The following is a 22,140-nucleotide window of genomic DNA, read 5'->3' as shown; positions in this document are numbered from 1 at the left end:
TTAACTAAATTTGACTGTTCGCCATCAGTAAATGTCAGTTGTCATTCTCTGCCTTGCGGATATCATGAATACTGAATGAGATTCGATAAATTATGGCAGTAAAAACGATAGTTTTAGTCAGACATGGTCAATACATCAGCGCCTCGGAAAAGGAAGTTGAAAAGCTCACGGCCCTGGGCCGTAAGCAAGCCGTCTATGCTGCGAAAAGACTGAAAGAATTCAAGATCGATCGAATCGTTCACAGCTCCATGCCAAGAGCTGTGGAAACCGCATATTTGATAAGAAAGTCTTTGGGCTACAAAAAGTCTTTGCACTCTTGCCATTCCCTGCGCGAATGCTTGCCAGGGTTTCCCAAAAGTTTACGGAAAAAGTTTGGCCATACAGACACAGAAAAAATGAAGGCAGACGAAAAGCAATTGGATCGGGCTTTTACGAAGTATTTTAAAGCAACACGCAAAGATTCAGTTGAAGTGCTTATATGCCACGGCAATGTGATTCGCTATCTGGTGTGCAAAGTTTTGGGAATTAATACTTTGGCTTGGCGAACAATGGATATCAAACAGTGCGGCATCACAATTGTAGAGATCCGCTCCAAAGGAACCAATCGAAGAGTTCTGATAAGCCACAATGAAGTCGGCCACATTCCTAAAGATCTCCGAACATTTTTATAAAATTTAATTGGAAAATAAGCATGATGTCTCCGATTTCCCCAAGATTTACTTACAAACTTGTTTCTGCAAATGATCTCGCCAAGTTCAGCGAGCTCGTTGTGGATCATCATGTTCGAGAATTCCTTATGGAGGGCGAAGAACTAAGTATCGAGGAATGCCAGGAGTTCATCTCTACAAGCCAAGCCCTTCATGCCCAACACGGATTAGGTCTTTACCTGATCCATTCTGAAAATGATGTCGTCGGTTATTGTGGATTCATGAACACCCATCCCCCATCTGCCGATTTGGATGTCGTCTATGCCTTCCCTAAAAAGCAATCGGGAAAAGGTTACGCAACTGAGGTTTGTAAAGCGTTAGTAGAGTTTGCCAAGACTGCGAAGTTCACGGGAGGCATCACTGCTGTGGTCAATCCAGAGAATACAGCTTCAATCAAAGTTTTGGAAAAAAGTGGATTTAAAAACGAAGGCTACTGCACAGGAGATTTGGATCATCTTTTGAAGTATCGGTGTGAATTCCCTGCTTAATTGACATCAATTTTATCCAATCAAATGTACTTTTCACTTACTGATTCCATAACCTTGATTACGGAGGGTATGATCAAGTTCAGGAGGCATTAGATGTGCAAAACTATAAAACAGAAAGTTCATTTTAAGGCTCCTCCTGAAGTCATCTATAGTCTGCTTACTGATTCCAAAAAGTATGCATCCTTAACTGGCAAGAAAGCCAACATTGGGAAATCAGCGGGAGCTCCCTTTTCAGTTTATGGGGGACAAGCCACTGGAATAATCGTGGAGCTGGTTCGCAACAAAAGAATTGTCCAAGCTTGGCAAGGACACAGCTTTCCTGATGGCATATTCTCGATGGCGACATTTAATTTAAAACCCACCACCAAGAACGGCACGGAACTAGTGTTGATCCATAGAGGTGTCCCCAAGGAAATGATTCCTTCTATCGAACTGGGATGGCGCAAGTACAACTGGGATCCAATAAAAAGCTATCTGGAAAAGCTAGACCATGCCTAACGACCAGAAATAGAAATATGTTGAGTCGTCCGTAAAATTATTCTCACATTTGCCGAAACCATATACCACTACGGGGGCATTCATGGTCGGCCTGAAACAATACAAACAAGATCCTCATTGGCTACTTAAAACGACGATTGTGCGAACAGTAACGTTTCTTCCGATCCTCGCCGCGTGCCTTTACTACTTTCAACCTTCCATCGAAACACTTGCCTTATATTCATTGCCGATTTTGCTTTTAACCCTGGCGGGCTCTTGGCAAATGTTCAGCGGACTTGCACTTGGAGCCGCAATTGCAACCTACGATAAAGGCTTTGCGGCAACTGACTTGCTGTGGATTCTTGCAGGTCTGCTGGTGACCTTTCCAACTTCATCCATCATGCATAGTGCCGCTCACGGAAGCTATCGACCACGTTTCTTGAATCGCTTCTTGGGTGAAGTCATGGGCTTCTGGCACAATCTTTCGATCGACATCTGGGCCGTTGTTCACTTTTATCATCATAAGCACACCGACATTCCTAATTTAGATCCACATCCAGCATTGGGTCACACTTATATGGGATTTTTGGATGCTAGCGGAAAAAGTTTTGGCGCGGCCTTCACTCATCATTTCTTTGATTGTCATGGAAAAGGCGACAAAGCCATGCGAGCTTTTCAGCTTACAATTCTGAACTTCAAAGTTCGCAGTCCCATTGTTTCGTTGATTTGGTTTTTGCTGTTGGGTCCAAAGGCATTTGTGTTTTTCTATGGCACGAACATCGTGTTTAAACGTTATCACTATGCCTGGTTCAACTGGGCCACTCATCGCAAGACTGGTGACGAAGTTCAGGTTTTGAATTTGAATCATGGGATCTATAAGTTCGTGAATTTGATTTCCTGGAATTTGTATTACCACGGAAACCATCATCTCTATCCGTTCTTAATCAATCCCAAGAACCTGCCACAGCAAGCCAAGATCAAAGAAAAACAGCCCGCCGCCTAGTACATATTTGCAAGTGTTTACAGATAGTTACCAGGCCCATGCCTGTCAGTAGTTTTGACAGTGCATAGCCTTTCTCGTCATTTAAGAATCCGATCGCCACTCATAAGCGTTTATTCGCTCCCCATAGGGACCAAATATTGCTCTCCCCTACATTAAGCCAAGTTCCAACAAATTGAACTCTTAAGGAGAGCCTATGAAGCGTCGTCAATTTCTATCGTCAAGTTTAGTAGCGGGCGCGACATTATTGATGTCTGAATCCTTGTTAGCTGAAACAGGCTCTACCTTGGCCGCTCCAAATACCTGCCTGCCGGATCTTAGCGTCGTCACGGCGGAAGCCACTTACTTTTCGGTCTACGAGCACTTTCATTTACTCTCGATTCCAGTGGCAATGCTGGTGGCTCCCCCAGCTGACGGTTACACGACCCGCACAAGTCCCCTTGATAAAGAATCTTTGGATGTCGTGGCCTTTGAAAAATTCCTGAAAGAGACAGGGCTTCCAGAAGCACTACGCACACACTCTCACGAAGTGAAATTCACCCAGAAAGACCTGCTAAGAATTGGCGATGGAGAGAAAGACGTTGAAATCGTGGTGATGACGCCAAAAGGAAATCTGGCACATCGCTTTTACTTCACCGCAACCAAGTCAGCTTTAGTAAAAGTTAAACGCGCACGCAGCAAACAAGGTTGATCGAAATGTCTAACGGATTAAACCTTCTAAAACTTTTCGTGAATTCAATTTTATCCAAGGCTCAAGCTGGGGACTGCGATATTTTTGCTTATCTTCTGGCTGAAACCCATGACTCTCCTTTCTTTGAACACTACCACCAACTGCGAATTCCATTATCCGCCCTTGTGACTCCACCTGAAGAAGGCATCGAAGTTGTAACAAGTCCCGTAGAGGCAGGCGCCTACTATCCTGAAGAATTTGATGCGTTCATCAAGTCTTCCGGTCTTTCAGCAGAATCTTTAAGTGTTCATACCCATGCCGTTAAGATCACAAAATCTCAACTTGTAAGCGTAACCAAAGGCGAAACCGTGGAAGTACGCGTGATCTCCAAAAACGGAAACTTCGTTCATAACATTTTTCTAAAAGCTTCACCGGCGATTATGGTCCGCATTCAGAAAGGGATGAAGAAATGAGAAAGATATTTTTGTTCCTAGCAGTTCTAGGTCTTCATTCAATCAGCCAGGCCTTTTTTATTGCCGTCCCCAAGACGCAAGGGAATATAAACTTTGATAAACCAACACGTATCCTGGTTTCCGGACGTGGTACTGACTTAAGTATTCTTCCACAGCGATCTGCAGAGGGGCGTGCGTTGCTGTATGCACGCAATTTTCCTGAAGATCAAATTGTGATGATCTCGGTGTTTGAAGGCAACGACGCAGAAGCACAGAAAAGTAATTTTGAAAACTTAAGTGCAAGCGGTTGGCAATTTATCGTCGACAACGATGTTCGAATGGATACGGCCTCCCTTATGCCTGAACTGAAAAAATTCCGCGCGATTCGCTCTCTTGAATTCTTTGGGCACAACTCTCCATCACTCGGCACCCAGACTGATGGTCTTGGTGCGCGTTTTGATGTCCGCGTAGAGGGCGTTGCCGACCTGGCAGCAAACTTTACTTCCAATGCCTTCGCCATGTTTCATGGCTGCAACAGCGGCTGGCTGATTGCTCAAGATATGGCGAAAAAATGGAATATCCCTGTATCCGGTTCCTTCACAGAAACTCGTTTTGAACAGCTTCACAGTGATGGGCATTTCTATGTAAACGTTCTGGCCAAAGCTCCCAACGACAAGTGGGCCACAAGCAACCCAGCGCTGGGTGGTCTTGATTGTAAGCACGGCGGCTGTGTTCGTCAGCGTTCCGCATTTTCTCGCTATATCGGTAAATGGGGTGAATTTGTTGGCCCAGTTCTTAGTCATACAAAGTTCTTCTGTCACTTAGATGAAGTCGAGTGTGAAAAACGTATGGCTTCTTCATTGTTTGGCTTTCTTTCTGAAAAGCCACTGACTTCTGAAGCTACAGAGGCTGAATTCCGCCAGGTCGCTAAAGAATACCTTTGCCCTGTTTATAAAGATCGTACGATCCCAAACACCTGCCTTGCTGAGCTAGGTAAAATCGATATCGGAAAAGGCAACCTTGGAATCAGCTTTACTGTGGGATCTCCGCAGCTGACTTGCGACCTAAAAGGTTGTCAGGCCAAGATGATTTGCGATGACCATCATTGCAATCTAACAGAGGCCTCTTCAAATAATTCTCAAACCTTGGCAACTGAGTACCTTCACCTGGTAAATGGATTTAAAGCATTGCAAAAGGAAAAAGGCTTATGAGCCCAATCAAGGCGATCCTTCATCTTAGTCTATTTATCGTTGGCTTAGGACTAAGCCTTGCGACTCATGCGTCTGAAGAGATTGAGAGAGGCCTTTACCTTTCAAAATCCGAGACCTTGCGCGAACTGGAACTGAAAGGTTTTTCACTGCCGGCGTTGTTGATGAACTCACCAAGCGCAGGTCGACTTTCAAATCAGGATTTAGCCAAGGTTGCGAACTATCAAACGGTGGTGCAATCCATTAAAACTGAAGTCGCCGACTTTCAGACGAAGAATGCCGATCTGGGCCGCTTCTTTGATGTTCGCTTTTTACAAAGTCCCAACGCTCGATTTGTCCTGGTGGGTGCAATCAATCGCGCCGATCGCGGCTTTCATACTGGCAACAAGTGTGGCGAAACTCGTTTTGTGTATCGTTTGACTTATCAGACAACTGATAATGGCAAAGCTGTTTTTTCACGTCTACCGATGACAATCAATCTTGTCTATAGAGCCGGCATCCAAACTGACGATAGCTCTTGTGCAGAGCTTGCAGCAAGCTGGTTAAAAATGAGTGACAAGTCTACTTCAGCGCAATGGACTGAAGAGGGTCCGTTGCAATCAAAGTTTTTTAATCCCGGAAACTTGGATCGTTTAGAAATTAATTTGCAAGTGGTCCGCGCCGGAGCTGGAGCGGCTGGCGATTTCGGTGGACACGCGGAATACCTTTTAAAAGTATACAAGATGGCCAATGGTGCTTTCCTTGAATCGACGCTTGAAAATCAAATTGACCGCTCTTTGCTTTCAAATAATCCGGCATTATTGGCGGAGCTGAAGCAATGGCTTCTAAAGCCAGAAAACATTATCGCAGCCGACCAGGGAACATTGCTGATTCCGACAAAATTTTTGGCAAAGTCAGCGTACTCTCTGGCACCGGGAGGGATTGCTCGATCCGCAAACAGAGCTTTTTACGGACTGGTTAAACAAGAAGATGTTCAAGGTGTTGAATACGATAAACTAAATATCGTGAAATCCCCTGCTGGATTTATTCGCAGACTAAATGATTCAACCTGCACGGGTTGCCACCAGACACGCGCCATTGGTGGGTTTCATTTTACCGGGAAAGATCCACTAAATCGCTATCCAGGGAATTCAGTGTTTTTGCCAGCATCACCGCACTTCCTTTCTGATTTGGGACGCCGTCGTGATCTGGTAAATGCCATCGCTAATAAACAGGAGTTTTCATTTGCCCGTGGATTTTCCGCACGTCCCTATGTGCGGGAGCCAAAAGAGCTTGAGAACAGCGGCCTATACAATGGCTGGGGTGCCCACTGTGCCACTGCCGATGCAAGCTTTAGCAAATGGAGTTGCGCAAAAGGATTAACGTGTAAGCAGTTTATTGATATTTCAGACAAATCCGGAATGGGAATTTGCATAAACGAAGTTCAACAGGTTGGTGATCCTTGTGAATTCGGATCTGTTTCCAATTCTGGCTTCCGTAAAGATCAGTATTCGCGCTTCCCGGTTAAATACACGGTGAATGTGCCGAACGCTCAATGCTCTCCGCAAAGTCAGCTTGCGGGCACTAAAACCGGTGGTTTCTTATTTGGAAGTGTTCGTCTGAAGTCTTGTCAAAATGGCCCAGGCGAACCCGGTCTGCCACCGGAAGCAGAGTGCGGACCGCTGCCTGCGGTTGCGCCTGGCTTTAACGCATGCATCGGCACCAAGAATTTTGATGAGTGTCTTCGTGAGTTTTCAATGGGTGTAGGTCTGCGTGGCTGTGATGCCAAAAATCCATGTCGCGACGATTACATCTGTGCGGAAAGCTTCCGTCCAGATCGTGGCGTGTGCGTTCCGCCTTATTTCTTATTCCAATTTCGCGTCGATGGTCATCCACGTGGTGACCAATAATTTTTACGATTCGAAAGTCAGCTTTTGATAAAGTTTAAGACCGATCCAAGCATCTGTTGCTGCATACAGAATTTGCTTATCGGTCAATTCCTGCGCACTCCAGTTTGTGGTTTTTGGTCCTTTGGAAATCGTGGCGTGCAGAACCTCTTCAGTCATACCTTTAAGGCCCATATTTTTAAGGCCCTTAGTTTTTGCAACGGTTTGCAATTCAATAAATCCATGGGGATGAAATGGAAATCTCTTCTGCAATTGCTTGAGGTCATCTTTAATTGCAGCTCCAACCTTAACGATTTCAGGGTTCTCAAAGATACTCTTAATAATCTCAAATTGTTTGATGTGCTTAAGGCGAATGATATAGGCATCATCGTCAGTCGCTAGCTGCAATAAGGCCACGGGATGGGACTCACCCTTCTTAAAAGAGGGTCGCGTTTCGGTATCGAAACCCAGCAATTTTTTAGACGCAAGTTCAGCCGCAATCGCTTGCAGTTCATGATCCGTGTTGATCAGATGAATTTTTCCAGGAAACGATAAAAACTGAAGTGCTGTTTGAGTCATGTATGGTGGGTCTTGTATTTGCTTTTGAAAAGAAAAAAATGGCGGACAGGGAGAGATTCGAACTCTCGGTAGGCTTTTGACCTACACACGCGTTCCAGGCGTGCGCCTTCAGCCACTCGGCCACCTGTCCAATCGGGAAAAGTTCTGAAGAGGAGCCAACATAGCAAGTGGCTCTAAAGAAAGCAAGGACCCTATTGGGAATTACTTGTGCCCCCGTCACCCGTCCAAAAACTCAACTATATGCGTCAAGACTATGAAACAACATAGCTTTCGTTAGACCTAAAACGCAAAAAGGCTGCCGCAGGTTTCCCCGGGGCAGCCTTAGAATTGGACCTCTAAGACTATCTAAATAGCTTATAACCGTAAGTTTGCTCGGCCAAGATGTTCAAGTATCTTGCAGCAACAGCCTGCGGGTATTCACCGTTTGAGTTGTACTTCGCCTGAAGTTCAACGATCAGCTGATAACGTTGTTCAACGTCCATCATCTTCACTTCGACCTTCAATGCATTTTCAGCCACCAGAAATGCATGAGCACTCATGTTTTTGCTGGATTCCTTCAGGAACTCACCATCTTTGGCAGAAACATACGCACGGTACAATTTCAAACCTTCAGCTTCGGCTTCACGGAAAGAAAGATTCGCTGCTGCGATCTCTTTACGATACTGTTCCGGAGCAAAGTCACGAACCTTGTTCGTCATCTTTTCGAAACCTGCACGTGCGCGAGCATCGCTTGGCATAGATTGAAGTTTTTTGTGGAACTCTGTTGAAAGCTTCAACAATGTTTCGCTTGGGAACTTACGACAAGGCAATTCGTTTTGGATTGCGATCATCAAAGTTTCGTTGCTTGCATTCAGAAGATCACGATACGCAGGCTCTGCCACGCCACCCACACGAACTGAATTGTACTGATCCGCAAAGAAATTAATCAGCGTCACCAGGTAATTCAATGTTGTGTAAGATCCGCTCGTACGCATAGTCGCTACGAAATCACGAACTTGTTCTTTCAACTGATTGCCAGCAAATTTCTCTTGAACAGATCCAGCAGCCGCACCTTCTGCACGACTTACCCACAATTGAACTGGCTCAAGCTTATCTTTCAGCAAAGCATCCAGGTTGCGTTTGCAGGAATACTCTGGAACGCGATTGCCAATTGCCAGACGTGGAGCTTCCTTCGTCGAGTAAGCGGTGATATCCATCGCTGATTCTCCGCCCATGGCTTCAGCCAATACTTCGATCGCGACGATATTGGTTGTCACCGGTACGATCTCTGAACTGACCGGCTGATTGCCGTCATTAATATTAATGCCCGTCAACTGGCGCAATGGCACTCGGTCGTTGGAATCCGTAACCAATGTTGCCGAGTATACTTTCGCGCGTCCCAGTTTAGAGGACAGCTCCACACGCACTAAAGGAAGGGACTTCGCCAATTCAAGTCTGTAAACTTCCCCACCCGTTTGACGGGTGATAGATTCGATGCGACCCGTTCCCGGATAAGTATTCTCTGTCGGTGGTTGCGTCGGCTGGCTTGGCGGAGCAGGTGGTTTTGGCAGTTGCCCCGGCTTTCCAGTCGCATTGTTATAAGTAGAAGGTGTCGCACTGGCCATTTGCGCACTTGCTAGAATCAAAAGTAAAATCTTTCCGTAATGCATTTGAACCCCTTTCAAATCTTCTGTTGATATCCTCTTAATAATTTAATTTATCTCGCCAACATTCACGGTTCTTGGTTCCACAAAAAGCGGCGTTAAGTATCGCTTGATCGCATTGTTCTGACCGTAAATGTCGTCTACAAAGCGGACGACGCCGTCAGAGCTCATCATGGAAGTTAGATAGGCCGTATACACTGGTGTTTGCTTTGCTTTAGGTATTGGAATCTCGGTGGACTTCGTCATGACCTCGCCGGGTCTGGCCACCATGGACTCGATAGTCTTGCGATCCCATGCTGTGTCTTCCAAAAGGTACTCAGCCAGATCAAACGGTTTCTCCAGACGAATACACCCTGAACTTAGTTGGCGCATCGGCACATCAAAAAGCTCCCGTTGATTTGTATCGTGCAGATAAATCAAGAAACCATTGGTCAAATCAAACTTCACAACCCCCAGGGCATTGCCCAAATGAGGCAGCTGGCGAATGGCGATATCATAATTCACGCGCCCTTGGCTTAATCCCATCCAATCAATAGTGGTAGGATCAATTCTGCGACGGAAATCTCCGGACCATACTTCATAGTGATGAGAATCAAAATACTCACGAATCTGCGGCTTCGTCAGAACTTTCAGATCGTTCACTTTGTCTTCACTGAAGATGGTCGGTGGCACGGTCCAGAATGGATTCAAGATAACCTTTTCCACCAAATCCCGCATCGTCGGTGACTTACGTGAAGGTCTGCCATTCACCGTGCGGAAGCTCATCACACGATTGTAGTCGGGATTAGAGACATCCATCAGGATGAAATACGACATCGCAAGATTCACAAAGATATAGCGATCTTCAAAGTACTGGGGAAACCAGCGCATCTTTTCCATGTCGACCTGCAGCTGACGAACACGCTCGCTGCACGGAACACTCAAGAACTGCCAAACTTTTCCTTTTGGCGAAATCTCTCCATCCGGTTTGATTCTTAAGCCCCATTGAATGTCAGTGACAGCATTCAATAGATCCCCATCAAATGTTTCGTTCATATTCACAAAGCGGTATCCCATGATCGCAAGTCTTTTCTTAATCTGTGAAATGACTGGATGCTTGGAGTATACGCGTAATGGGACATTGACGGGAGTGATGTCGACCCAAGAACCATCCGTGCAAGACGGATAGATCTTCAAGTACCCTTCCCGCGTGGCCTGATAAGGAGCATTCTGAGGTGCGACTTCGTCCATCAGATTGCTGGCATCATTGCCTGACGCCAACACAACAGCGCGCAGCTGTTTTGCACTTAGAAAGTCCTTTTTTACAAATTTAATGTCATAACCCACAAACTGGGGATTCACTTCCCCGCCATATAGATCCTGCAGCATTTTTAAGAATGCCTTATTCGCCGCCGAGCGAATATTTGCCCCTTTGGAATAATTGGTTTCCAGCCAATCAGTCCAGTACAGCTTGGGATTAAGACCATGCTGCCAGCTCTTTTTCATAGCGGAGCGCATGTCTGCGGTGGAGATGTTTGCTATCACCGTATTGTAATCGAGCGGCTCAGCCGGTTTCGGCTTTGCTTCTGTCTGTAACTGCGCCCATGCAATTGCAGGCAGCACCGACGCGATTACGATACGATTCGTAAGTCGACGAACTACTTCCATGTTGTGTTCCCCTCAGTGATGGTCCTCAGACTAGGCGTGCACATTTTAGAAGGGAAAATATTTTGGATTTCCATGCAAAATCACATGGGATTATCGTCTGGGAACTGGCAGCAGGACATACAATATCCAAAATGAAATCAAACTTTTTGCCACATGACTGTTCCATTCATGTGAAAAGTCACCTTGGGCGTCAGAATTAGATGCGCGATAATTTTAGTTAACAAGACGAGGAGACACCCATGGAAGATAAAGCAACACACTCCAGTCCGGAGATCAAAAAACTTAGTGATTTAATTTCAGACATCAAAATTGCGATGCTTGTTACCGTTTCAGGTGGAAACAGTCTGCACAGTGCTCCGTTGGTCACCCAGGAAGTTCAAGCCGATGGCAGTCTTTGGTTTATCATATCCAGAGCATCCCAAAAGGCTTCAGATATTCAAAGTGAAAACCGCGTGAATATCACTTACTCAGGAAGCGGCAAGTATGTTTCTGTGACTGGATTTGCAGAGCTTGTCGATAATCACCCCGAAAAGGTTCGGGAACTATGGTCCAAAGCATACGATACCTGGTTCCCACAAGGACCGAACGATCCAAATGTGCAACTATTGAAAGTGGAGATCGAAAAGGCCGAGTACTGGGAAGGTCACTCGAACCCCGTTTCAAAAATTCTGGAGTTTGTGAAGCTTACGACAGGATCAAAACATGTGAAAATGGGCAGCCATGGGGAACTTAATTTAAGACATTAACGTTCCGGAAAATGTAGGGCAAAAAAAAGGACCTCTTAAGAGGTCCTTTTCTATTTAACTACTTAGCTTCGCAACGAGCTGCGTATCTAATGAAGATGCCTCTTTGATTTACGTAATCAACGCAAGTCAAATTCTTAGCTTCACAGTCATCAGCCAAAACGATTTGATCGTCAGTTTCACGTACTACTCTGTTGTCAGAGCAATAAGACAAAACCTTAATGTTGATAGTATCGTTCGTAGTTGCCATAGCTGAAGAAGAGATCAAAAGCATTGCAGCGATCATAGTTTTCATAAAAAACTCCTTAGAAAGTTAAATTCAATGACCGCGTAGGAATACTACTCCGGACGGAACTTTACAATGGAGGGTCTTTTCTTAAGGGGGTCTTTTGGCAAACTTCCCTGATCGTCAAAAGTTTAGACAGCTGAAATCGAACCTATTCGAATATCTTTTCACGAATGGCCCAAAAGCTCTTCTGCTTTCTGGCGATCACAAACATGGGCGGCCTGAACAGGGACTTCATTTTAATGGCATCATCAGCGGATTTGATAAATACCTTCTGTCCAGGAAGCCTTAGGTGCATGCGGGTGAAATTGAAGTAAAAGGCGCGGCTGTCGGAAGCATTATTAAGGTAAAAGTACTCGGTCAAAGCTTTGGCATCCACATCGTGATACTTCACTTCAAGCCGCTCTTGCCCCTTTTTATCGTAGCCCTTGGTGTATGTAACCGAGTCCACCCTTAGAACGTGGGCATCCTTAAGAGCCATCGCTTCCTTAAGCTTCTTATCATTGTCCACCAGCACGGCCTGACATCCCTCACAGCTTCGGGCGGCAATATCATTTTCGTGACCGCAGTCAGGACAACGCTTGAATCTAAAACGAAAACCACAGGGCTCGATCTCATTGGATACGGGATCCTGAAACGCTCCCTTACAGCGGCGTCCAAAATGTTCGGTCACTTCGCCTTCGGCATCCTTGATTCCCCAGAAATTATTAACAGTCCCGCACTCAGGGCAAGGCACTTCAACCATCACCGTGTGGCCTGCTGGCTTGTCGTCGTCAATTTCAGGCGAAAACAAGTCATGATTCTGACCGGTATAGTCCAAAATCAAACAATCAGCCTTACTGTCGCTAAGTCTTAATCCCCGCCCCACGATTTGCTGATACAGACTGACAGATTCCGTGGGTCTTAGAATCGCAATCACATCCACATGGGGAGCATCAAACCCCGTCGTTAAAACCGAAACATTCACCAGGAACTTCAGCTTGCGTGCTTTAAAAGCAGCGATGATCTCGTCACGCTCCTCGACTTCAGTGTCACCGACGACCAAAGCTGAAACAAATGGCGGCAGACTTTTCATGATTTCAATGGCGTGATTAACAGAACTTGTAAAGATCATCACACCCGCGCGATCCACGGACATATCCACAATGTTTTTAATAATCAAAGGCGTGATGCGCTTTTGATCTTTCAACAAAGCTTCAATCTGGGAGGTCACATAACTGGTCCCGTGAAGCTTTAAGCTGGAGAAATCATAGCAGGCAACCGGCGAATCAATCTTCAACGGTGGTGTCAGGTACTTGTTCTTAATCATGTAGCCAATGGAAAGTTCATAGATGCATTTTTTGAAAAAGCGATCCTCGGTGGTTTGTTGCAGCTTTCTTTCCTGATGATACTGATAGATCCAACCCAGTCCCAATCTATAGGGTGTCGCCGTCAAACCCAATACACAGATTTCGGGATTCAGTTTCTTTAACTTTGATACGACTTGAAAATACTGAGTCTCGCCTTCCATGGAAACACGATGGCACTCGTCGATCACCACCAGGGAGAAGTTATCAAAGAAATCCTCTTCTGCCCGGGCGATGGATTGAATACTGCCAAATATAACTTTATGGGTTGTGTCCTTACGATCGAGCCCGGCAGAGAATATTCCGGCCTCAAGACCGAAGGAAATGTACTTTGCGTGATTTTGCTCTACGAGTTCTTTGACGTGGGCCATGACCAGAACGCGACCCCGTGCAAGACGGGCAAGTTCCGCAATGACCAGACTTTTACCCGCACCCGTAGGAAGCACAATCACCGCTGGTGATTTTTCCTTACGAAAATGCTGAAGGGTCGCTTGGACCGCTTCCTGTTGGTACGGGCGCAGTTGATACATAGTGAGCGGATTATCTGCGCTTTTTAAAAGTATTTACAGAAGATTTTCCATTTCCTTTTTTAGACGGCGGTGCGAAAGACTTTTTGGAGCGATCGATGAATTTGAAAGTCGGATCGATCTTTTCCTCTTTCGCACCCTGCAGGTACTGCTTGATCTTGCCGTACATACGATGGTCTGACGGAGTAACAAAGGTAATGGCTTCACCATTGCGGCCCGCACGTGCCGTGCGTCCGATGCGGTGAAGAAAGTCTTCCGCCTGAAATGGCAAATCAAAATTCACAACGTGATCCACGTGAGGCACATCAAGTCCGCGCGCCAACAAGTCAGTCGCCACCACAATGCGAATCTCGCCTTCACGGAATTCACGCACAACGCGATTACGCTGCCCTTGGGACAATCCACCGTGAATAAGGTCAGATTCAAATCCATAGGACTGCAGGTATTCACCCACGGCTTCGCAACTTTCCTGACTGCCTGTGAATACAATCACTCCCCCACGAGTGGCATTTAATTCGTCCAGCAAGCGGTCGTTTTTCATAGTGCGATCCAGAAACAGAACTTTTTGTTTTAAACTTTCAACCGGAGATTCAGCTTGTTCCGCGCGGATCATAACCGCCTTGGGATGCAAAAACAGCTGCGCAATCAATTCCACATTATGACCAAAGCTTGCCGAAAACATTAATGTCTGACGATTGCCACGCAAGGTTTGCTGAATATTTTTTAACTGCGGAGCAAACCCCATATCCAGCATGCGATCCGCTTCGTCGATGACGACGTACTCAACATCTTTCAGCAACAACTTGTTCGTTTGCAGATGATCATTCATGCGACCCGGAGTCGCGATAATAATCTTGGGATTTTTCTTAAGCTGATTAGCTTGCTTGGAACCTGTGGTACCACCAATAGCCAGACAAACTGACACAGGCATCTCACGGCACAGATCCAAAAAAACTTTGTAAATTTGCTGAGCCATTTCGCGACTTGGAGCCAACACCAGCGCACGCGCATTAGGTTTTGCCGCGATCCCTGTCAGAACCGACAAGGCATATGCCAATGTCTTACCACTGCCTGTTTGCGCAATTCCGATCAAATCCGACCCACCCATAACTGCAGGAATGGCTTTCGCCTGGATCGGAGTGGGTTTTTTGATCGACATTTGCTCAAGTGCCGTCAAAAGCACTGGAGTTAGATTCATTTCCTGAAAGGAGTTCTGACTAAGAGTGGACGTTTGGAATTTCATAGACCCGTTGGTCTATCACATGCGGTCCCAATCTGCATCGGGACCGCTGAAATTATAAAAAATACTAGCGCAAAGAAGCCAAAGCCGCGTCGTAATTTGGCTCGTTGGCGATTTCAGAAACCTGCTCTGCATGAAGGACCTTGTTATCTTCAGACAAAGTGATCACCACTCGGGAAAGAAGTCCTTTTAGAGGAGAATCAGTGATGTCCAAACCCCACTCCGGGCCAAAGTGACTACGGAATGCAGAAAGGGATTCACAGTTTTTAATGCCTTCAGCACCGCAAAAACGCGCCTGTGCAAATGGAAGATCCATGGAAATGTTCAAAACAACAGTGTTATCCAATTTCGCGGCATCTTCGTTGAAATGACGAACGGATTTTGCACAAGTTGCCGTGTCGATGCTTGGGAAAATATTCAGAACTTTCTTTTTACCAGCAAAGTCTTTCAGACTTACTTCAGAAAGATCGCTGCGAACCAATTTGAAATCCTTAACTGCTGATCCCTTGGCCGGGATTTGACCGGATGTATTTACTGGGTTGCCTTTAAGCGTGATAGTTGCCATGGAACACTCCTTTGATTCACTTGATTTACAGGTTTCAGTAAGTCCCGTCACGTCTTGACTTCAGGGGCCGTGAAGTCCTAGTCTGCGCTCACCTATGAAAAAAATATTCCTGATTATGGGTCTCGTCTCTGTCATCATCGCCGTTTGCATGATCTATTTGGTCCGCAAAGGAGTCAGCCTGCGTTCAGAGCCGCTAATTCGCCCCACAGTAATCAGCGCCGATCAGCGCAATATCGCCAACCACACAGTTATGCGCCTTTTCCCGGACTTCCAAACAAGCCACTACGTATTGTGGGGAGTTTTGCCAGAATCCAACGACACTCAGCTGCTGATGGCCCATTTTCTGGAAGAGTACTACAAACAGTTTAAAAGCCCGGCCCACGTAATCCAGGACGGTACCAAAGCTAGCGCCGAAGAGATCGCGCAATGCCCAAAGCCCTGCTGGATCAAGCTTCCTCATGATCTGGCCAATACTTTAAAGACCAATGAGTTCATCGACAGTAAAATCCTGCCGACCGAAAAGCCCTATATCACTTTAACAGTCATGGCCTTTAACGGTGATGAAACAGTCTCTGATTTCTGCAATCAGGAACAGCGTCTGACCCTGGATTGCGTAGCCCCCGTAGCCGTTCGAGAAATCCACCGAAAGATGAAAGATCCCACACAGTTGTATTTTTTCCTACGCAAGTACAATGAAAGGGATTTATTTTTATTCATACAAAAGGAACTACCCAAAAACAGCCAGTAGGGTATAAAGGGGCATGTCATTCGAACAGCGCATTCCCCTTATATTGGAATTGGGCTTCCGCCAGGAAGCTTTGGATCAACTGAAAAGTTTTATTGATCTTTTGTGGTCATCGAATGAAGAGCTAAATCTGATCAGCCGTAAAATGACTTTCGACGAGTTGCTGGACAATCACGTTATCGATTGTCTTCTGCCGCTTAAACACTTTCCCAAAAATATCAAAGCCGCCGCTGATTTTGGCTCTGGCGGGGGACTTCCAGGTGTTATTTACGCCATCCAATTTCCGGAAGTTCAGTTTCATCTTTATGAGAAAAGTATTCTTAAACAAAACTTCCTGAATCGCTGCAAGGCGATCGCACCCAACCTGAACGTGCATGGCGAAATCCCGAAGGATCTGACTGACATCGAAGTGGTCACTGCCCGGGGTTTTAAACCTGTAGACGTTATTTTGGATGTCAGTCGCAGCTATTACGCGAAAAAAGGAAAATACTTTTTGCTGAAAGCTCGAAAAGAAAAAATCGAGGAAGAGCTGACTCTGGCGCGCAAGAAATTCAAGGACCTTCAGGTTACTGTAGAGCCTTTGAGATCCCCGGTTCTGGACGTCGAACGTCACCTGGTTCTGATCTGATAAATTCATAACAGCAATCGCCCTTTTGCCCGAAGTAAATGACTCTTCGTCCTTCCGGGTAAATGGTAAAGCTGGAAATTCCACAAGCCATCATTCTGGCTACAAACTCCTGCAGACTTAAATTCTGGCTCTGATTATCCAAGATGACCTGGCGAACTTCGCCGTCCTTAAACTTTGAACCGACCTTGGAATCCAGGGTGATCTTCTCGCTACAAAGCACACCATCCCCTGACAGAAACAACAAACGACCGTCCAAAAGATCGAACCGGCAACTTTCGATATCCATGGATTCCAGTGACTTTAGAAATCCTGAAAACTTCAACGATCGAGATTGAAGGTTGGATACAAATTCTCTCTGCAATTCCATGGGCGTCCTCCATCTCAATTATGAAAATTTAAACTTTGTACAACAAGGCCTTTGTCAAAATCACATGTCCCGCGATAGCTGCCCCTACACAAACCGGCATCACCAGGTAATACGGCATATGGTATAGCAGCACCAATCGAGGCTCTATGTCCCAGGCAAATGGCAATGGCGAGGACATCACTCCCACATAGACCGCATTTATCGCAAGCACGATTCCAACAATGTTAAACATCCACACCAGAGCTTTACTGGAATTTGCAATCGGCGCCACTACCAAAGCCAATATTCCTGCCACAATATCAAAGTTATATCCGGTCCAAGTCATCGTATATGGCATCGTTCCCTGCTCGGCCCATTGAAACACGATAAGTTCCATTGGAAACCGAAATCCCTGAAACAAAACCAATGCCGACAGGGATAGCCCCAAGGCAAGACGGTTGCCATAACTGGAAAAGGCCACCCAAAAGGAAATAAGTACGACCACAAAAAAGTAAGCCAGCGCTGTGGGATAAGGATGACGTGACAGTTGCTTGGTGTAGGCCAACGTAGCACCCAAACCCAACCACAAGATAACCAGCAAAGTGACTTTTAGCACTTCACGGTTGACGGAAAATTCCAAACGCTCACTGACCACCCCCACGGCACCAATGAACATCATGCAGACACCGATGACGACCGCCATGAAAAGTAGAACTGACAGACCGCCTGCTGGCGAAAACACCATAAGCCCTCCGCAAGAATGATCACCTATCGAACGTTAAGAACTATCTTTCCGGTATGAGCACTGGATTCCATCAACTCGTGAGCTTCACGAGCCTGTTCGAGTTTAAATTCCTTATAGATGACTGGCTTCAGACGCCCCTTGTTTAACAATGGCCACACGTGCTCTTCAAGACTCCGGGCAATTCGAGCTTTCTGCTCTGTGGAACGGGGTCGCAATGTGGAACCCGTAATCACAAGGCGTTTCGCCATCATCTTGCGCAAATCAAAAGAAACCGTAGCACCTTGGATTGTTGCTATTTGCACAAGCCGCCCCAAGGGAGCCAAAGACTCCAAATTCCGCTCAAAGTATTCACCCCCGACCATATCCAGAATGACATCAACACCTTTACCGCCGGTAAATTCTTTAACCGCTAAAACAAAATCATCGTTTTTGTATTGAATAACTTTGTCGGCACCTAACTCAAGACAAGGGTTTACCGCAGACTCTTTACCCACCGTTGTATAGACCGTGGCACCAAATTGATGTGCCAACTGAATAGCCGTCGTACCGATCCCACCCGATCCGCCATGCACCAGAATGGATTCGCCTTTTTTCAGCTGACCGCTTTCAAATACATTTGTCCAAACAGTAAAAAATGTTTCCGGCAAGGCGGCTGCGTGCGCGAAATCCAAATCATAAGGAATCGGTAGACACTGTCCTTCAGGAGCCGTGACAAATTCGGCATAACCGCCGCCGTTCACCAGGGCACAGACCGGATCACCGGCATGCCAGCGCTTTACCTTGGCGCCCACCTCCACGATTTCGCCAGAAACCTCCAACCCCAAAAGGTCCGAGGCACCTGGAGGAGGAGGATACGTTCCCTGTCGTTGGGCGCAATCAGGACGGTTCACACCGGCCGCCTTAACCTTGATCAAAACTTCATGGTCCATGGGTTTTGGAACGGGGCGCTCGCCTACAGCCAGAACATCAGGCCCACCGGGCTTGGTAATTTCAATAACCTTCATGATCACCTCAGCCTTAACCTTAAATAAACAGAAGATGATAGTAAAGACTTGCACCACGGAAACATAGAAACGCCCTCAGTTTCAAAATTCGACTTTGTCATTTACTAAAATTACTGCAAAAGAAACCAAAGCCTGTTGCCTTTTTATGGCTTGGGCCTAATATCGGTCCCATGAACAAGGACCTAATCGTCGCATTTGCATTGGGAATACTAGTTGGCTGGGGAGTCTTCAAAGTCACCTCTCCAAAATCTGCTCCGGCTCCAACGGAAGTGGCTCAGGGTGTTTCCGAAAATGAAATGAATACGCCAGGACCGACAGAAAGGGCGGACGAAGACTCTGACGCCCCACAAACGCCTGACATGATGGCAGCGGCAAACCCTTCAGCTACGCCACTGGCACAACCGCCAACCACGCCGGAAGAGCCTCCCCGCGATATCAACTTACAGCTGACGGAAGAAGCCGTGGACATGCTTGAGGAAAACATCGCGGAACTTCATCAGTCTGTGACGGTGGAAAGAGACAACGAGGGCTTTGTTTTGCACTTTGATAGTCCCGACAACTATTTTGCCAACATCGGATTGGCGAACAATGATCGAATTCCATTCACGCAGTTTGAAGAAATGCGCCAGAATCCTGAAACCCAGGAGCTTGCAGGTCGCATTGAAACAATTCTTTCCAACCTGGAAAAATAAAAAAGGGCTCTTCAGAAGAGCCCTTTTTGTTTTCTACTTAAAGTTCTTTTTAAAACCCTGCCAGCACTCCTGATAATCAGCCTGCAGAATCTCCTTACCCATCGCAAAGTCAGTTACGCGATAAGCAGATCGCGACTCAAACATAAACGCCATTGTTTGTGACAAGCGAACCGGTTTTAGCTCTGCGTGGCTGGCCTTTTCAAAGGCATCCACATCAGGACCATGGGCAGAATAGAAATTATGCAGACTGCCGCCACCAGGGACAAATCCCCCAGCAGTTTTTGCGTCGTACTCTCCGTAAATCAATCCCATGTATTCGCTCATGCAATTGCGATGGAAGTACGGAGGACGGAATGTGTGCTCTGCCACCATCCAACGAGGTGGAAAGATCGCGAAGTCCACATTTGCAGTTCCGGGAATTTCACTTGGTGAAGTCAACACCGTAAAGATAGAAGGATCCGGATGATCAAAGCTAACAGTGTTAATCGCGTTGAATTTTCTTAGGTCGTACTTATAGGAAACATAGTTCCCATGCCATGCAACCACATCCAATGGCGAGTGAGTCATTTCCGCGCTCCACAGCTCGCCAGAAAATTTTCCAATCAATTCAAATTGACCTTCCAAATCTTCAAAAGCCGCCACAGGTGTCAGGAAGTGGCGACGGTGCGCAAGTCCATTCGCCCCGATCGGCCCCAGTTCCGGCAATTGAAATGGACAGCCAAAGTTTTCACCAACATAGCCCGTGCAACTTGCACCAGCCAGGGGATTAACCTGAAACTTCATACCTCTTGGCACCACGGCGATTTCGCCTGGTTCCGCCTCGATCACGCCCACTTCAGTTTTCAACTGAATGGAACCTGATTGAGGAACAAACATAAAGTCGCCATCCGCATTCATGAAATAGCGTTTACCCATGCCTTTACCGAAAGAGTAAAGGTGGACATGAATACCACGATGTTCTTCAACCCCACCACTGCCACAAACAGTGCGAATGCTATCAACAAAGTCCTGAGAGCCTGTTGCTGCAATCGGATTCCAGCGCATTTGATTTGGATTGATATATTTGGGTTTCGTAAAAGTTTTTGCGCTGAGCTCTTTCATCGGCACAAAAGCTTTGTGCATCACTGAAGGGCGAATGCGATACAACCAGGAATACAAATTATGATTTCTGGGTGCGGTGAAAGCGGAACCACTAAGTTGTTCTGCGTAAAGTCCCATTGCCACTTTTTGTGGAGAGTTTTGGTCCACTGGCAAAGCACCGGCGCGAGCCTCTGAAGAAAAGTGATTTCCGAATCCTGACAAATATTGATTTTCCATAGGTCATGATAATCAGGTTTTACCTACTAAAGTCAATGTGGGGCGGGGGTGGAGGTCCGGTGATAAAACACAGTGCGACGAAGATAAGTTGTCAAAGTATTCTTAGGAAAATCAATGGAGGTTTCGATGAAAAAATGGAACTTAGCTTTTGCCGGGTTGATACTGCTATTCTCGGTAAACTCAATGGCAATGGGATTCTATCTTGAGCCCGGAGTTTTCTATGAAAGTGGAAAAGGCAACGTGGATGTAGATGATTCGGAAGCAACCACCAAAGGCATGGGACTGGATTTGAAGCTGGGCATGCATTTCGTTGACCAATTGCTTTTCGTGGGATTGGATGGCAGTTACTCCAAACCCAAATTTGAACATGACAACACCGGATACGACGCGGATGCGAGTTCCCTAACTTATGGTGCAATCATCGGCGTGCAAACACCGCTGCTTGGGCTGCGTTTTTGGGCGGGATACGTATTCGGCGGGACTTTGGATCCCGAAGAAAGCGGCTTGTTCGACGTAAAATTTGAAGAAGCTACCGGACCCAAAGTGGGAGCCGGTATCAAGATATTCTTCGTCGCTTTAAATTTGGAATACATGGATTTGACCTACAAAAAAGGCACAGGGAACTGGGGCTCCATCCCAAGCCTTGATGACTTTAACAACAAGGTCACCATGATCAGTGTCACTGTTCCCATGATGTTCTAATTTGTACTGTACAATCGCACGGTTAGTTTCAAATATAGATGGCACTATTTGTGTGTTCAGGTTGGGTATTTTCTTCATCAAAATCACCCCGATAGGCGGTTAGGAGAAGGATATACCCGCTTGGTATTAAATCTATGCAATAAAGGCTGCGATAAACCAAATTAGGTTGTACTGGCCGCAGCTAATAAGGATAACGACAGGACTATGGCAAAAATCAAAGTAGAAATAGACGCTGACCTTCAGGATTTGATTCCTCAGTTCACCGAAAACCGTAAGAAAGATATCTCCGCTTTGCAGGAGCTTATTAACAACAACGATCTACCTGCAATTGCGGCGCTGACTCATAAAATCAAAGGCGCGGCCTCAAGCTATGGATTCATGCAACTTAGTGAAATCGCTGCTCAAATGGAAAAGCTTTCCAAAAATAATGAATCTGCACAACTGGCTTCACTTGCCCAGGATATGAAAACTCATTTCGAGAATATTGAAATTCACTTTGTACCGATGTCTTAGGAATT

At 46.2% G+C, this 22,140-nt stretch carries 25 protein-coding genes and 1 tRNA gene; 14 read left to right on the top strand and 12 right to left on the bottom strand.

All coding sequences use genetic code 11. The features are described from left to right. The first annotated feature begins 92 nt into the window (after positions 1-92). The 8 genes from ACLVWU_RS01450 to ACLVWU_RS01415 all read left to right on the top strand — a co-directional run bounded on the left by ACLVWU_RS01450 (position 93) and on the right by ACLVWU_RS01415 (position 6,891). Positions 93-671, top strand: coding sequence for a histidine phosphatase family protein (locus ACLVWU_RS01450; RefSeq protein ID WP_413576685.1), 579 nt, complete (start codon positions 93-95; stop codon positions 669-671). 20 nt (positions 672-691) lie between these two features. After that, the gene (locus tag ACLVWU_RS01445; protein WP_413576684.1) at positions 692-1,195 is read left to right on the top strand and encodes a GNAT family N-acetyltransferase; all 504 of its coding nucleotides are present in this window, start codon (positions 692-694) and stop codon (positions 1,193-1,195) included. Between the two features lie 93 nt (positions 1,196-1,288). Next, entirely contained in the window at positions 1,289-1,693 is a 405-nt protein-coding gene (locus ACLVWU_RS01440) for an SRPBCC domain-containing protein (RefSeq protein ID WP_413576683.1), read from the top strand. Positions 1,694-1,775: 82 nt separating this feature from the next. Beyond that, positions 1,776-2,675: a fatty acid desaturase gene (locus ACLVWU_RS01435; protein ID WP_413576682.1), complete on the top strand. Its 900-nt coding sequence runs from the start codon at positions 1,776-1,778 to the stop codon at positions 2,673-2,675. 193 nt (positions 2,676-2,868) lie between these two features. After that, positions 2,869-3,363: a hypothetical protein gene (locus ACLVWU_RS01430; protein ID WP_413576681.1), complete on the top strand. Its 495-nt coding sequence runs from the start codon at positions 2,869-2,871 to the stop codon at positions 3,361-3,363. A 5-nt stretch (positions 3,364-3,368) separates the two neighbouring features. Beyond that, positions 3,369-3,815: a hypothetical protein gene (locus ACLVWU_RS01425; RefSeq protein ID WP_413576680.1), complete on the top strand. Its 447-nt coding sequence runs from the start codon at positions 3,369-3,371 to the stop codon at positions 3,813-3,815. Continuing rightward, a complete protein-coding gene (locus ACLVWU_RS01420) occupies positions 3,812-5,005 on the top strand; it encodes a hypothetical protein (RefSeq protein WP_413576679.1) in 1,194 nt (397 codons plus the stop codon). The genes ACLVWU_RS01425 and ACLVWU_RS01420 overlap by 4 nt, the downstream gene beginning before the upstream one ends. Continuing rightward, the gene (locus tag ACLVWU_RS01415) at positions 5,002-6,891 is read left to right on the top strand and encodes a hypothetical protein (protein WP_413576678.1); all 1,890 of its coding nucleotides are present in this window, start codon (positions 5,002-5,004) and stop codon (positions 6,889-6,891) included. The genes ACLVWU_RS01420 and ACLVWU_RS01415 overlap by 4 nt, the downstream gene beginning before the upstream one ends. Positions 6,892-6,894: 3 nt before the next feature. Here ACLVWU_RS01415 and ACLVWU_RS01410 read toward each other — a convergent pair whose 3' ends face one another. The 4 genes from ACLVWU_RS01410 to ACLVWU_RS01395 all read right to left on the bottom strand — a co-directional run bounded on the left by ACLVWU_RS01410 (position 6,895) and on the right by ACLVWU_RS01395 (position 10,736). Continuing rightward, positions 6,895-7,446, bottom strand: coding sequence for a 3'-5' exonuclease (locus ACLVWU_RS01410; RefSeq protein ID WP_413576677.1), 552 nt, complete (start codon positions 7,444-7,446; stop codon positions 6,895-6,897). A 39-nt stretch (positions 7,447-7,485) separates the two neighbouring features. Beyond that, positions 7,486-7,576 (bottom strand) — tRNA-Ser (locus ACLVWU_RS01405). Positions 7,577-7,787: 211 nt separating this feature from the next. After that, positions 7,788-9,095 (bottom strand): beta-sandwich domain-containing protein, encoded by a 1,308-nt coding sequence (locus tag ACLVWU_RS01400; RefSeq protein ID WP_413576676.1) that lies wholly within the window; start codon positions 9,093-9,095, stop codon positions 7,788-7,790. A 42-nt stretch (positions 9,096-9,137) separates the two neighbouring features. After that, positions 9,138-10,736, bottom strand: a complete 1,599-nt coding sequence (locus tag ACLVWU_RS01395; protein ID WP_413576675.1) for a L,D-transpeptidase family protein — start codon at positions 10,734-10,736, stop codon at positions 9,138-9,140. A 239-nt stretch (positions 10,737-10,975) separates the two neighbouring features. Here ACLVWU_RS01395 and ACLVWU_RS01390 point away from each other — a divergent pair, with 239 nt between their 5' ends. Next, positions 10,976-11,482, top strand: a complete 507-nt coding sequence (locus ACLVWU_RS01390) for a pyridoxamine 5'-phosphate oxidase family protein (protein WP_413576674.1) — start codon at positions 10,976-10,978, stop codon at positions 11,480-11,482. 58 nt (positions 11,483-11,540) lie between these two features. Here the strand turns inward: ACLVWU_RS01390 and ACLVWU_RS01385 are convergent, their stop codons facing one another. The 4 genes from ACLVWU_RS01385 to tpx all read right to left on the bottom strand — a co-directional run bounded on the left by ACLVWU_RS01385 (position 11,541) and on the right by tpx (position 15,443). Next, the gene (locus tag ACLVWU_RS01385; protein ID WP_413576673.1) at positions 11,541-11,774 is read right to left on the bottom strand and encodes a hypothetical protein; all 234 of its coding nucleotides are present in this window, start codon (positions 11,772-11,774) and stop codon (positions 11,541-11,543) included. A gap of 142 nt (positions 11,775-11,916) precedes the next feature. Then, entirely contained in the window at positions 11,917-13,641 is a 1,725-nt protein-coding gene (locus ACLVWU_RS01380; protein WP_413576672.1) for a DEAD/DEAH box helicase, read from the bottom strand. A 10-nt stretch (positions 13,642-13,651) separates the two neighbouring features. Next, a complete protein-coding gene (locus ACLVWU_RS01375; RefSeq protein ID WP_413576671.1) occupies positions 13,652-14,881 on the bottom strand; it encodes a DEAD/DEAH box helicase in 1,230 nt (409 codons plus the stop codon). 64 nt (positions 14,882-14,945) lie between these two features. After that, the gene (gene tpx, locus ACLVWU_RS01370; RefSeq protein ID WP_413576670.1) at positions 14,946-15,443 is read right to left on the bottom strand and encodes a thiol peroxidase; all 498 of its coding nucleotides are present in this window, start codon (positions 15,441-15,443) and stop codon (positions 14,946-14,948) included. Positions 15,444-15,537: 94 nt separating this feature from the next. Between tpx and ACLVWU_RS01365 the strand changes: the two genes are divergently transcribed. Together ACLVWU_RS01365 and ACLVWU_RS01360 are read left to right on the top strand one after the other, a co-directional pair. Next, positions 15,538-16,191: a hypothetical protein gene (locus tag ACLVWU_RS01365; RefSeq protein WP_413576669.1), complete on the top strand. Its 654-nt coding sequence runs from the start codon at positions 15,538-15,540 to the stop codon at positions 16,189-16,191. Between the two features lie 13 nt (positions 16,192-16,204). Continuing rightward, positions 16,205-16,816 carry a 16S rRNA (guanine(527)-N(7))-methyltransferase RsmG gene (locus tag ACLVWU_RS01360; protein WP_413576668.1) on the top strand — a complete coding sequence of 204 codons (612 nt, stop codon included), beginning with the start codon at positions 16,205-16,207 and terminating at the stop codon, positions 16,814-16,816. Here ACLVWU_RS01360 and ACLVWU_RS01355 read toward each other — a convergent pair. From ACLVWU_RS01355 to ACLVWU_RS01345, 3 genes are read right to left on the bottom strand one after another with little or no spacing between them, the layout of a single operon-like run. After that, positions 16,755-17,183: a hypothetical protein gene (locus ACLVWU_RS01355; RefSeq protein ID WP_413576667.1), complete on the bottom strand. Its 429-nt coding sequence runs from the start codon at positions 17,181-17,183 to the stop codon at positions 16,755-16,757. The two genes, ACLVWU_RS01360 and ACLVWU_RS01355, sit on opposite strands and share 62 nt — an antisense overlap. A 28-nt stretch (positions 17,184-17,211) precedes the next feature. Beyond that, positions 17,212-17,907, bottom strand: a complete 696-nt coding sequence (locus ACLVWU_RS01350; protein ID WP_413576666.1) for a hypothetical protein — start codon at positions 17,905-17,907, stop codon at positions 17,212-17,214. A gap of 23 nt (positions 17,908-17,930) precedes the next feature. Beyond that, entirely contained in the window at positions 17,931-18,911 is a 981-nt protein-coding gene (locus ACLVWU_RS01345; protein WP_413576665.1) for an NAD(P)H-quinone oxidoreductase, read from the bottom strand. A 170-nt stretch (positions 18,912-19,081) separates the two neighbouring features. Between ACLVWU_RS01345 and ACLVWU_RS01340 the strand changes: the two genes are divergently transcribed. Beyond that, positions 19,082-19,603 (top strand): hypothetical protein, encoded by a 522-nt coding sequence (locus tag ACLVWU_RS01340; RefSeq protein WP_413576664.1) that lies wholly within the window; start codon positions 19,082-19,084, stop codon positions 19,601-19,603. Between the two features lie 33 nt (positions 19,604-19,636). On the opposite strand, the gene hmgA is transcribed toward ACLVWU_RS01340, so the two are convergent. Further along, positions 19,637-20,920 (bottom strand): homogentisate 1,2-dioxygenase, encoded by a 1,284-nt coding sequence (hmgA, locus tag ACLVWU_RS01335; protein ID WP_413576662.1) that lies wholly within the window; start codon positions 20,918-20,920, stop codon positions 19,637-19,639. A 126-nt stretch (positions 20,921-21,046) separates the two neighbouring features. Here hmgA and ACLVWU_RS01330 point away from each other — a divergent pair, with 126 nt between their 5' ends. Continuing rightward, the gene (locus ACLVWU_RS01330) at positions 21,047-21,622 is read left to right on the top strand and encodes a hypothetical protein (protein ID WP_413576661.1); all 576 of its coding nucleotides are present in this window, start codon (positions 21,047-21,049) and stop codon (positions 21,620-21,622) included. A 204-nt stretch (positions 21,623-21,826) separates the two neighbouring features. Next, a complete protein-coding gene (locus ACLVWU_RS01325) occupies positions 21,827-22,135 on the top strand; it encodes an Hpt domain-containing protein (protein WP_413576660.1) in 309 nt (102 codons plus the stop codon). The last annotated feature ends 5 nt before the right edge of the window (positions 22,136-22,140 follow it).

It is taken from the genome of Bdellovibrio sp. HCB290 (assembly GCF_047305925.1).
GTDB lineage: Bacteria > Bdellovibrionota > Bdellovibrionia > Bdellovibrionales > Bdellovibrionaceae > Bdellovibrio.
The sequence above is the reverse complement of the archived record's forward strand: the minus strand, read 5'-3'. Positions and strand labels throughout refer to the sequence as shown.

Excerpts from the sequence above, each read along its gene's own strand:
- ACLVWU_RS01380 (WP_413576672.1), bottom strand. The coding sequence starts at position 13,641 with ATGTATCAACTGCGCCCGTACCAACAGGAAGCGGTCCAAGCGACCCTT.
- ACLVWU_RS01390 (WP_413576674.1), top strand. The coding sequence starts at position 10,976 with ATGGAAGATAAAGCAACACACTCCAGTCCGGAGATCAAAAAACTTAGT.
- ACLVWU_RS01420 (WP_413576679.1), top strand. The coding sequence starts at position 3,812 with ATGAGAAAGATATTTTTGTTCCTAGCAGTTCTAGGTCTTCATTCAATC.
- ACLVWU_RS01440 (WP_413576683.1), top strand. The coding sequence starts at position 1,289 with ATGTGCAAAACTATAAAACAGAAAGTTCATTTTAAGGCTCCTCCTGAA.
- ACLVWU_RS01345 (WP_413576665.1), bottom strand. The coding sequence starts at position 18,911 with ATGAAGGTTATTGAAATTACCAAGCCCGGTGGGCCTGATGTTCTGGCT.
- ACLVWU_RS01450 (WP_413576685.1), top strand. The coding sequence starts at position 93 with ATGGCAGTAAAAACGATAGTTTTAGTCAGACATGGTCAATACATCAGC.
- ACLVWU_RS01330 (WP_413576661.1), top strand. The coding sequence starts at position 21,047 with ATGAAAAAATGGAACTTAGCTTTTGCCGGGTTGATACTGCTATTCTCG.
- ACLVWU_RS01395 (WP_413576675.1), bottom strand. The coding sequence starts at position 10,736 with ATGGAAGTAGTTCGTCGACTTACGAATCGTATCGTAATCGCGTCGGTG.
- ACLVWU_RS01445 (WP_413576684.1), top strand. The coding sequence starts at position 692 with ATGATGTCTCCGATTTCCCCAAGATTTACTTACAAACTTGTTTCTGCA.
- ACLVWU_RS01410 (WP_413576677.1), bottom strand. The coding sequence starts at position 7,446 with ATGACTCAAACAGCACTTCAGTTTTTATCGTTTCCTGGAAAAATTCAT.
- ACLVWU_RS01350 (WP_413576666.1), bottom strand. The coding sequence starts at position 17,907 with ATGGTGTTTTCGCCAGCAGGCGGTCTGTCAGTTCTACTTTTCATGGCG.
- ACLVWU_RS01365 (WP_413576669.1), top strand. The coding sequence starts at position 15,538 with ATGAAAAAAATATTCCTGATTATGGGTCTCGTCTCTGTCATCATCGCC.
- ACLVWU_RS01435 (WP_413576682.1), top strand. The coding sequence starts at position 1,776 with ATGGTCGGCCTGAAACAATACAAACAAGATCCTCATTGGCTACTTAAA.
- hmgA (WP_413576662.1), bottom strand. The coding sequence starts at position 20,920 with ATGGAAAATCAATATTTGTCAGGATTCGGAAATCACTTTTCTTCAGAG.
- ACLVWU_RS01425 (WP_413576680.1), top strand. The coding sequence starts at position 3,369 with ATGTCTAACGGATTAAACCTTCTAAAACTTTTCGTGAATTCAATTTTA.
- ACLVWU_RS01355 (WP_413576667.1), bottom strand. The coding sequence starts at position 17,183 with ATGGAATTGCAGAGAGAATTTGTATCCAACCTTCAATCTCGATCGTTG.
- ACLVWU_RS01430 (WP_413576681.1), top strand. The coding sequence starts at position 2,869 with ATGAAGCGTCGTCAATTTCTATCGTCAAGTTTAGTAGCGGGCGCGACA.
- ACLVWU_RS01400 (WP_413576676.1), bottom strand. The coding sequence starts at position 9,095 with ATGCATTACGGAAAGATTTTACTTTTGATTCTAGCAAGTGCGCAAATG.
- ACLVWU_RS01360 (WP_413576668.1), top strand. The coding sequence starts at position 16,205 with ATGTCATTCGAACAGCGCATTCCCCTTATATTGGAATTGGGCTTCCGC.
- tpx (WP_413576670.1), bottom strand. The coding sequence starts at position 15,443 with ATGGCAACTATCACGCTTAAAGGCAACCCAGTAAATACATCCGGTCAA.
- ACLVWU_RS01415 (WP_413576678.1), top strand. The coding sequence starts at position 5,002 with ATGAGCCCAATCAAGGCGATCCTTCATCTTAGTCTATTTATCGTTGGC.
- ACLVWU_RS01325 (WP_413576660.1), top strand. The coding sequence starts at position 21,827 with ATGGCAAAAATCAAAGTAGAAATAGACGCTGACCTTCAGGATTTGATT.
- ACLVWU_RS01340 (WP_413576664.1), top strand. The coding sequence starts at position 19,082 with ATGAACAAGGACCTAATCGTCGCATTTGCATTGGGAATACTAGTTGGC.
- ACLVWU_RS01385 (WP_413576673.1), bottom strand. The coding sequence starts at position 11,774 with ATGAAAACTATGATCGCTGCAATGCTTTTGATCTCTTCTTCAGCTATG.
- ACLVWU_RS01375 (WP_413576671.1), bottom strand. The coding sequence starts at position 14,881 with ATGAAATTCCAAACGTCCACTCTTAGTCAGAACTCCTTTCAGGAAATG.